Origin of the sequence: Achromobacter sp. K91 (assembly GCF_003576205.1) — a bacterium.
GTDB lineage: Bacteria > Pseudomonadota > Gammaproteobacteria > Burkholderiales > Burkholderiaceae_B > Achromobacter > Achromobacter aegrifaciens.
The window spans coordinates 1-8,993 of record NZ_QWFB01000076.1 but is presented as its reverse complement, the minus strand read 5'-3'; the positions used below and the strand labels follow the sequence as shown (position 1 = coordinate 8,993).

9 protein-coding genes and 2 pseudogenes are annotated in these 8,993 nt (G+C 59.4%); 4 read left to right on the top strand and 7 right to left on the bottom strand.

Annotated elements, in window-relative coordinates; all coding sequences use genetic code 11:
* The first annotated feature begins 373 nt into the window (after positions 1-373).
* The gene (locus tag DXK93_RS30090) at positions 374-1,009 is read left to right on the top strand and encodes a hypothetical protein (RefSeq protein ID WP_119452048.1); all 636 of its coding nucleotides are present in this window, start codon (positions 374-376) and stop codon (positions 1,007-1,009) included.
* A 232-nt stretch (positions 1,010-1,241) separates the two neighbouring features.
* A pseudogene (locus DXK93_RS30085) lies at positions 1,242-1,421 on the top strand (transposase); the annotation flags it as partial.
* Positions 1,422-1,468: 47 nt separating this feature from the next.
* Here the strand turns inward: DXK93_RS30085 and DXK93_RS30080 are convergent.
* The 6 genes from DXK93_RS30080 to DXK93_RS30055 all read right to left on the bottom strand — a co-directional run bounded on the left by DXK93_RS30080 (position 1,469) and on the right by DXK93_RS30055 (position 5,129).
* Complete coding sequence (locus DXK93_RS30080) at positions 1,469-2,179, bottom strand: immunity 52 family protein (protein ID WP_233564648.1); 711 nt, start codon at positions 2,177-2,179, stop codon at positions 1,469-1,471.
* 9 nt (positions 2,180-2,188) lie between these two features.
* The gene (locus DXK93_RS30075; RefSeq protein WP_119452047.1) at positions 2,189-2,815 is read right to left on the bottom strand and encodes a restriction endonuclease fold toxin 5 domain-containing protein; all 627 of its coding nucleotides are present in this window, start codon (positions 2,813-2,815) and stop codon (positions 2,189-2,191) included.
* A gap of 6 nt (positions 2,816-2,821) precedes the next feature.
* Entirely contained in the window at positions 2,822-3,178 is a 357-nt protein-coding gene (locus DXK93_RS30070) for a hypothetical protein (protein ID WP_119452046.1), read from the bottom strand.
* Positions 3,168-3,674, bottom strand: coding sequence for a DUF4123 domain-containing protein (locus DXK93_RS30065; protein ID WP_119452045.1), 507 nt, complete (start codon positions 3,672-3,674; stop codon positions 3,168-3,170). Before DXK93_RS30065 ends, DXK93_RS30070 begins: the two co-directional genes overlap by 11 nt.
* 4 nt (positions 3,675-3,678) lie before the next feature.
* Positions 3,679-4,062 carry a PAAR domain-containing protein gene (locus DXK93_RS30060; RefSeq protein ID WP_119452049.1) on the bottom strand — a complete coding sequence of 128 codons (384 nt, stop codon included), beginning with the start codon at positions 4,060-4,062 and terminating at the stop codon, positions 3,679-3,681.
* Positions 4,063-4,547: 485 nt separating this feature from the next.
* The gene (locus tag DXK93_RS30055) at positions 4,548-5,129 is read right to left on the bottom strand and encodes a cytochrome b (protein ID WP_119452044.1); all 582 of its coding nucleotides are present in this window, start codon (positions 5,127-5,129) and stop codon (positions 4,548-4,550) included.
* A 205-nt stretch (positions 5,130-5,334) separates the two neighbouring features.
* On the opposite strand from DXK93_RS30055, the pseudogene DXK93_RS30050 reads away from it, so the two are divergent.
* Both DXK93_RS30050 and DXK93_RS30045 read left to right on the top strand, forming a co-directional pair.
* Positions 5,335-5,550 (top strand): annotated as a pseudogene (locus DXK93_RS30050) (transposase); the annotation flags it as partial.
* 139 nt (positions 5,551-5,689) lie between these two features.
* Positions 5,690-8,677 (top strand): RHS repeat-associated core domain-containing protein, encoded by a 2,988-nt coding sequence (locus tag DXK93_RS30045; RefSeq protein WP_119452043.1) that lies wholly within the window; start codon positions 5,690-5,692, stop codon positions 8,675-8,677.
* 47 nt (positions 8,678-8,724) lie between these two features.
* Here DXK93_RS30045 and DXK93_RS32465 read toward each other — a convergent pair.
* Positions 8,725-8,993: hypothetical protein (locus tag DXK93_RS32465; protein ID WP_233564646.1), on the bottom strand; the 269-nt coding region annotated here is incomplete at its 5' end.

Here is an 8,993-nt window from a genome sequence, read left to right as displayed (position 1 = left end):
GCTGGCCTTGAGCTGCCCAAGATCGTTATAGACCTGCGCGTCCACGTACTGCGTCGCCACGTCACCGGCCGCGCTGCGGTTATAGCGCAGCGTGCGCACCGTCTGCCCGCGGTTGTCGCGCACCGTGATCTTGGGGGTACCGCTACACCGATTGACCATACGCCCCTTTCGCCTGTATTGCCCCCGATTCGTAGGGCCGACATAGATTGGCATCCTACATCCCTGACCGGCGCACTGCCTTTGTGCTTTGCCAGATCGCCTTTGATGTCGGCCACACAACCGCTCATGCTGGTCCATTTTTTTTAGTTGCCTCGTCAGATTGAGCTATAGCTCAACTTGATATACCAAAATGAGAACGTGACAAAATTAGCGGTTGTGCCTCGAAATCAAAAGCGATTCAACGCCGGCCGATGACCTCGCCCAGACGCTTCGGGCCCTGGGCGAAAGCGCCAAGTCGCTGCAGGCCCTGGTGCGCGAGGGCAGTTCGGGCAATATCGTCGCCTCCTATCGGGCCGCCCTGCACTACTGGAGCGCCTGGTACCGGTTACGGTACGGCTATGACCTCACGCTGCCCGCGCCTGTCTCGGTGGTGCTGCAGTTCATCGCCGATCGCGCCGAACATCTCACCGAGCGCGGCAGCCTCGCTCACGATCTGCCGCCGGAGATCGACCGGGCGTTGGTAAGCGTCAAGGTTAAACGCCTGCCTGGTCCCTTTACTCCGGCGACCGTGCGCCATCGATTGGCCGTGCTGTCGGCGGCACACGAGAGCCGCGCGCTGCTCAACCCCTGCCGCAGCCGCGAGGTTCAGACGGTAATGGCTCGCCTTTGTGCGGCGTACGCGCGGCGCGGCGTGCGTCTCGCTCGCAAGGACGCCCTCACCCGGGAGTCATTCGAACAATTGCTTGCCACCTGTGACGATTCACTCATCGGGTTGCGCGATCGCGCCCTCCTCCTCTTTGGCTGGGCCAGTGGCGGGCGCCGACGGTCCGGGCGGTGGGTCGGGGGCTAGGTCGGCGCCGTGTCGCCAGCGATGTCCACATCTGCGTCGATGAAGTCGCGTTCGCCAAGGGGCGGGATTACGTGACGATCGTATCGTCGGCACGACGTGTGCCAACTGTCGAAGACGGCCTGCGCTAGAGAAGGTCGCGTTCGATTATTTCCACGTGGCCAAGGCGTGGAAAGTGTGGATCCAGGCGGCTCGCCGCTCAGGCATCATGGCGTTGCGCGGCGTGGCCAACTAGATCGAGACGCGGCTCTGGGGCATCCTCAATGCCATGCGCTTGAAGGTGTCCAACACCCGGGCCGAAGCGTTGAACAGCCAAATCCGGGCCATGCGCGTGAAGGCGCGAGGCTATCGAAACAAGGCGCGGTTCGTGCTGGGCATCTTGTTTCATTATGGCGGACTCGACATGGCTCACTGACGGCGATACTCTGCTCGGCCAGCAACGTTGGGGAGGCACTCCAAGGATTACAGGTCTGCGTAGCGTGGCAGCAAGTCCTGATCCACCAGGCGCATCTCAATACGGTTCGCCAAATCAACATGGCTAGGATTGGCCAGCGAAAACACTTCATCAGCTACGCTGACGATGATAGTGCCAGTCTGCTTTTTTCCGGCAGAGGGAACGGGAATCAGTGCTTGGGCTTCAGGGACTTGTTCGGCGGTGAGTGCCTGGGGAAGATACAGCATCCACCCTACGCCGGGCTTGTCGTCGAAGACCTTCATGCTGGAGTAGGCTTGTGGTTGAACAGAGACGTATTGGGGCTCCAGAACGTCAATGATTGCCCCAACAAGAACTGCCATCTTCCCAACCGTTTCGAAGAGCGCATCGTCTATCGTCTCAATATCCAACGAGTTAGGAAAGAGCCCGCTACCAACTTGAATCGATACGGAAACTCCCTCACTGCGTTCTTGTGCCCCATTCCATATGGCAACATGCGTCACAGTTGCGTCTTTTGCATATCTATGCCTCAACACGGCCAAAATGGAAGTCGTTGGAGCGCCAGCATCGAAAACTGGATAAAGCAGGGCCTCATCAAGACTATCTCCCTGTGCATACCACCCGATCTGGCTCTTGGTCTGCTGGTCTATCGCCGTGGTTATGGGAAGCACTTTTCCTAGTTGCGCGGAAAAATCGTCTGAACGTAGCGCAGGGGCTTTGAATTGAGCAGTAATAAGCATGAAGGGATCTCATGGATAGTATGTGGAGCTTACGCGATATCGCTGCAAGATTGACAGCATCCGCTCTCTGGTATTCGGTGTTTGAAAATACCAAAGGAGTCTCGTAGGCGGATTGGAATGCACCGCAGTGGCCTGCCGCTCGATGATCTCGGACATTTTCTTGAAGCCACCGAACCAGGGCTCGGATTTGCCATCATCTCCGATGAATTGATCGTAGTCCCCTTTCGCCTCTTGCAGCAGACACTCCGCCGATATGAAGCCGTCGAAGTCGATATCAAAGGGGTTGCCGAGGGCAATTCCCTTCCAGTTCCATTCATCACTCCACTGACAATACTCGGTGTCGTAGGCAAATCCCGTTACCCTTGCCTGGTATTCGTAGGCGTTCCAGTTCACGCCGTGCCTGCGCCTGACCATCAAGCCCAGATCTGGCGGGCACTTCTTGCAAGGCTCCCCAGTTCTCGGTAAGGCGCGATCAGTAGGCTTGGCTTCACTATCCTCGCGTGGCGTATCACCCGGCAAGGTGGCGACGCCGCCCAGTACCGCGCCCACTGCGGCCCCTGCGGCAGCTCGGGCGAGTGCCGCCGCAATAGCTTCCGCGATCCAGCCGGCTATGGGAATTGCCAACGGTCCTGGCATATCGCTCTACTCCGCTGGTTGTCTGTCCGCGTCGTGACGCGATTGCCACCGCATCACCTGCATGAAGTCATGAAATCGCTGATCGGCCGGACGCCCAGATTTTTCCATCCAAGAACGCAGCCCCGGTTGCTTGTAAAAACCTGGCACGAGCGCTTCGGTTCTGAGGAAGTCAACCAGGTTCGCACCTTCATCAATTCCCATGGCGCGCGCCTGCGCCAAGGCGGCGGCAAGCCGCTCGGTCAACCCGGCTCGGGAAAGGCCGGGATAGTCTCGCGCGATATCTTGCTCGACGGCCTGAACAAAGCCTTTTGCGTCAATTGCGCATAGGCCTGCGACTTGCTGCGGCGTGAGTTCAAGCGCCATGGGCCTGGTAAATCCTGGTGAGTTGTCCGTCCCGTTGGGTCAGCCAATCCTGGACGGGTGCGAAAAACACAGCACGTTGAGCTGGGTCCAAGAGCGCGGTGATGTCGTCCGTGAGTCTCGCATCGTAGTAACGCAATAGCGCGGTCGTGCCGTTGGGCATGCGCACATCTAATCGCGTACGCAACGCCGCCGCCAAGTCCTCCGGCGCATAGCTGCTGATAATCCAAATGCATCCCAACGCGCTGTCGCCCATCCGTTGCAGCGCAGGCATATGACTATCTCGGTCGGCCGAGCAATCCAGTAGCCAAGGACCGGCATTGGCCAGCGCTTCATCTGCCGTGCCGTCGAATAGCGCAATGCAACATGAGGACCGGGACAAGGGAACTCCGGCTACACCTTCTGCGTATAGCAACCCATCCACCAAGCCATATAGCCGCAGGGGATAGACCGTTTGCTGTTGACGCGTGTTCAGGTATTCCTCGACTTGAGTCGTCACTGCGCTACCCTCGCGCCACGGTCGTTGCGGCAGTGCGTGCCGCCGACTCCAAGCATTCCTGGCAAAGGGTGTCGCTTTGCGGCGTCGCCTGGCTCGCGGGGCCGGACAAGCCTTCGGCCTCACCGATACGCGCCACCATCTGCGAAGCAATCAATACCGCTCCGCATGCGGTGCGCATCCCTTCCACGGCGGTGTCGTTGCCCATGAAGGAATGATTGCGCCCTGGGTCCGCCAGGATGGAAAAGGCGCCCTTGCACTTCGGGCACACAACCTTGTGGCCCACCAGGGCGATTTCTCGTCCGAGAAGCATCGATGTGGGCAGGCCTTCGGCCACTGTCCCGCCATGCGAGGTTCGATCCCCTTTTCGAATAATCGCGCGTTCAGCCATGGCATCTCCGTCTTCGTCGAAAACGAATTTAGTATTCTTGGGAAAATGCTGCCGATACCCGAATCTGGGCATTCAAGCGCTGACATCTCCTCGCACCCACCCAAACGGATGAAGATCCGCTCCAGGCACCGGGTGAGATTCTTCTCGACTACTATCCAGCTCGGCACTGCAGCGGAATCGACCGTCCCTCCCCTCTCCCGAGCGGCGATCGCGCTGTCTGCAGAAGGCCGGCACGGTTCGATTCGTGTTAGATTCCAGCCTACCCGCGGCGCATTTATTGCCGGCTACCGTCGGGTATTCGCCTCAGCCCCCTCACGGGCTGGGGCGTTTTCATCTGGCCCAGCCTCAAGCGATGATGAGGCGGAGGCTGGGGGCGCGGTCGCAAGCACAATTTCCTTCTGAAACGCGCCTACGTCGAACCATTTACCAGAGCTCATGGCGTTACCATCGCCACGGTGCCCTAGAGCCATTATTGCCTGGCGCTACTAGTCGTCTCGGCGCGCGGGCAACATGCGGCGCAGCACTCCGTCCTTCCACCAATAGTGGTGCACAAGCCCCGCCATCGCGTGGCAGCCGGCTAGGATCACAATGGCCCAGGCAACCTTGTAGTGCAGATCGCTGATGGCGCTGGCCTGGTCGTGGCCGATATCGATAAGCGTGGGCACGTCGAACAATCCGAAAAACGAAAAAGGCTCGCTCTGCGCCCATCGGAGCTGGAAACCCAGTACGACCTGCGCGGCCATCAGCCCATAGAGCAATATATGCACACAGGATCCGGCCAGACCGCGTAATCCGCTATCCACTCTGGGCAGGCGCCGCCCGGCTGCTACGCGCCAAACGATACGCGCCGTCAGGATGGCGGCAAAAAGTATGCCGAAGGAAATGTGCAGCGATTGCAGCAATTTGCGAGTGGGCGTGCCACGGGGCAAATCGTCCCAGACTTCGGCCAACACGAACAGTGCCAAGACCAAGATGGCTGTCAGCCAATGCAAGACAAGGGTCAGCAGGTCATAGCGCGTGGGTGACGAGTCGACTGCTGACGCAGTGGGTGAATTATGGGGCTCCAATGTACATGCTCCTATCGATTCGTGTCCATGATTAGCGTCGATAGACGGGAGGCAACTCCTATGGTGGCAAGATTATCTATTGCGCTGACGAGCGTCTTTGAAATATTGCCGTCTACTTATGAACGGCTCCCCTTCTGGAAATTCGTTGGCCGGTTTCCGCTAACAGAGCTCTCGTGCCATCTCTGCGCTATTCGAATTCGAAGCCTTGGCCGAGAGCTACGGCACCGAGGTATCGCCAGACTTCATCAGCTCGGTCACCGACAAGGTCATGGCCCAGACCATCGCCTGGCAGAACCGGTCGCAGGAGGCGATGTGCCCGGTGGTGTTCTTCGACGCGCTGCGGGTCAAGATCCGCGACGACGGCGGGGTCACCAACAAGGCGGTGTACCTGGCCCTGGGCGTGCAGGCCGACCGCCAGCGCACAAGCGGCCGAGCGGGCGCTGCAAACGTTCGCACAGTACCGTGTAGACACGCAATCAAACGTAATGGGCCCAATATCGCAAGCGTACTCGCGCGGCCGGGGTAAGGTATTTTGGTAGTCCGAGTGCGCATGAGATTTTGTGTCCTTCACATTCTGCGAGGTCGCGGTGTCAAGCACAGTCTGCGCGGGAACCCCAGGCATCACGGTGCGCGACAACCGTGGCCTGGCCGTGCGCACGCTGCGCTACAACCGTAGCCGGCCGGGCGAGGTGGTCACGCAATGCATTGAGCGCAATACCTTCAATGATCTGGGGCAGCCGCTCACCAGCCAGGACGCCCGCTTTTTTGGCACGGGTACGCTCAATTTCCAGTACACCCCTGCCCTCTCGGGCCAGGTGCTGCAAACCGTCAGCGCCGATGCGGGCCAGACCCAGACCTTCCACGATATTGCCGGGCGTCCGATTTGGCAGCGCGATGCCCGTGACACCATCCAGACCTACACCTACGACGCCCTGGGGCGCCCTCTGTCGCGCACGGAGACGCTCGAGGGCCAAGCTCCCGCCGTGCGTGAGCGCTGGGTGTATGGGGATGCCACTCCGCCTGAGAGGGGCTGTGGCCAGACCGACCCCACCGATCCGCGCAACAGCAACCTGCGTGGTCAGGTGATCCAACACTACGACGCCGCCGGCTTGCTGGACGCGAGCGAAGTCGGCTACACCGTGCAGGGAGCGCCCCAGCGGCAAGACCGCAGTCTTCTGTCCCCAGAAACGGCCAGCGACTGGACCAGCGACAACCCTGCCGACAGGCAGGCCGAACTAGAGACGGAGACTTACTCCACGACCTGGACTTACAACGCCGTGGGCCAGGTCCTGGAGCAGACCGATGCCCGAGGCCACCGGCAAAGCACGACCCACGATATCGCGGGGCGCAAGGCCACAGGCTCAGTCACCCCAAAGGGCGGCAAGCCAACGCCTGTCACGACCGCCATCACCTACGCCGCCGGTGGCCAGATCGAGACCAAGACCGACGCCAATGGCGTGACTACCTCCTACACCTACGAGCCGCAGACCACTCAGCGCGTGCTTGGCATCAAGGTGAGCCGGGCCGCGCCCGCCGCCGTCTTGCAAGACCTCGTCTACACCTACGACCCGGTGGGCAATGTCGTCAATCTGACCGACAACGCCGCACAGACCGCGTATTTCAATAACGGAAGCATCACCGCCGCACGCGCATACACGTATGACGCGCTCTATCAGCTCATCAGCGCCAAGGGACGCGAAAACGCCGTGGGCACACCTTCGGGCACGGACTCACCCAGCGCGTTTGCGCCGCCCGACAGCGCCAACTACCGCGCCTATACCCGCACCTACGACTACGACACCGGCGGGAACTTGATCCATATCCGGAGTACCGCCGGAACCGGCACGGCACCACCAACGCGCACGATGCACGTGGCCGCGGGCAGCAACCGCTCCGTCAGCGACGCCAATCCCATCATTTATTCCTCTACCCTGAATCCGGAGAGCATCGGTTCGACATATTTCGATGCCGCGGGCAACGCCAATTGCCTGGACGGCAACACATTACAGCCCTTGGTCTGGACTGGCCTGAATCAACTGCAGCAGCTTGTCACGTTCTACCGCAACGCCGACCTGTCGCAGAGCGACCGCGAGCGCTACGTCTATGGCGGTGACGGCCAGCGCGTGCGTAAAACCGCCCACGCCTTGACGGGCGGACAAATGAAGCAAACCACGGATGCCATCTACCTGCCGGGGCTGGAGGTGCGTGCCAACGGTGTGACCGGCGAGCAGTTGGAGGTCATTGTGCTTGACGACGGCGCTCGGGTGTTGAACTGGCCCTCGGGCGATCAAGACACCAATCCACCGCAGCTGCGCTACCAGATCTGCGAGCGCCAGGGCTCTTGCCAGCTTGAGCTTGATGCCGCCGGACAGATCATCACCCAGGAGGAGTATTACCCCTACGGCGGCACCGCCGTCTGGGCATCCCGCTCAACGAGCGAGGTCAAATACAAAACCATCCGCTATTCGGGCAAGGAGCGCGACGCCGCTGGCCTGTATAACTACGGTTTCCGCTATTACCAACCCTGGATCGGGAGGTGGGTCAGCGCCGATCCGGCAGGCACCGTTGACGGGCTGAATCTCTATTGCATGGTGAGGAACAGTCCGGTTACAGAGTCTGATTCTCTCGGCCTAATGGGAGATCGTATTGATCGCTCTCAAAGAGCAAATGATCTAGCCAAAAACGATGCGGTGGAAACCACGCGTCAGAACGCTCCAGACAACAGTGGTCTGATGAATAGTGATCTCAGCATCCCGCCATCAGTAGGCCGGAAGACGCGGAAGAAGCCCGTCCTTCCTCCAATAAATGTTGTTCCGGTTGGAGCCCCTTCATCGCGCGGCGTCTCAGAACTTAGGTCTGAATCCAAGGTTGTATGGCTTCGCGAGCGCTCCGAGCTGGCGGTCATTGGAAATGATGCTCAGAGCTTTCGCAGACTGGAGGATGCTATCGAACGAATAGCGTCTACAAACATCGGGGCACAGCTATTGAGCGCTGTTGATGCTGGAGCGACGCGCATACAAAATCGATCCTTGGCCGGAACGCAAGCTACACCCGCAATAGTGCTTGATCTTGCTTCCAGCTATCTTGGCGTAGATCCAATGAGCAGTATCGATGCGTCAAACGGCAAGGGAACCGGCTCCATTGTTCACAGCAATTTATCAGTAGCCGATTTCCTCCGCACAACCAACAAAATCAACCGCGTCGATTTGGACGCCATCGCCTATTTTCACGAGCTCGTACATGTTCATCACAATCTTAACGGCGAAAGAATTGTCATTCACTCGACGAATGGAGAAGGCCCGTCAATTGAGCGCCTGCTTCTTGAAGAGGCCAGAACTGTCGGCCTTGGCAGGAAATTCTCAGCAAGCGATTTGACGGAAAACAGGTTCCGCGCCGAAATCGGTGTTCCAGATCGAGAAAGCTATGGAGGGAGTGCGTCGGTTTTCCAGAATGACGATACGCTTGTAGGAATAGAGGGAGATCTGTGTGCCACGTTCTTGTTTCGTCCTGCCGGAGAAGGGGAATTACTATTAAGGCGGCAACGGTGAACTGCCGTCATGTGAGGCCGAGTCTCATCGTAGGTAACAGTCTGGCTTTACCGTGTGGGCGACTGTACTCCGATAGTGTAGGGCTTACGCTGCCCGCAGTTGATCGGCGACAGCCCAGGGCAGCATTTCGTCGATGCGATTGACCGGATGCATCGGCGATGCGCGCCAGCGCCTCGGTGTTCACCGAGCCGCCAGTCCGGCGTCTCGACCATGCCCAGGCGCAATTCAAAAGTTTCGCGGCGCACGCCACTCACCAGGCTCGCCAGCTTCTGGTAGGGTGATCCGGAATCGCTAAATGTCTGATCGAAACCCATGG

Bases quoted from the DNA above. Each gene is read 5' to 3' on its own strand.
- DXK93_RS30080 (WP_233564648.1), bottom strand. From the start codon at position 2,179: ATGCTTATTACTGCTCAATTCAAAGCCCCTGCGCTACGTTCAGACGAT.
- DXK93_RS30075 (WP_119452047.1), bottom strand. From the start codon at position 2,815: ATGCCAGGACCGTTGGCAATTCCCATAGCCGGCTGGATCGCGGAAGCT.
- DXK93_RS30070 (WP_119452046.1), bottom strand. From the start codon at position 3,178: ATGGCGCTTGAACTCACGCCGCAGCAAGTCGCAGGCCTATGCGCAATT.
- DXK93_RS30060 (WP_119452049.1), bottom strand. From the start codon at position 4,062: ATGGCTGAACGCGCGATTATTCGAAAAGGGGATCGAACCTCGCATGGC.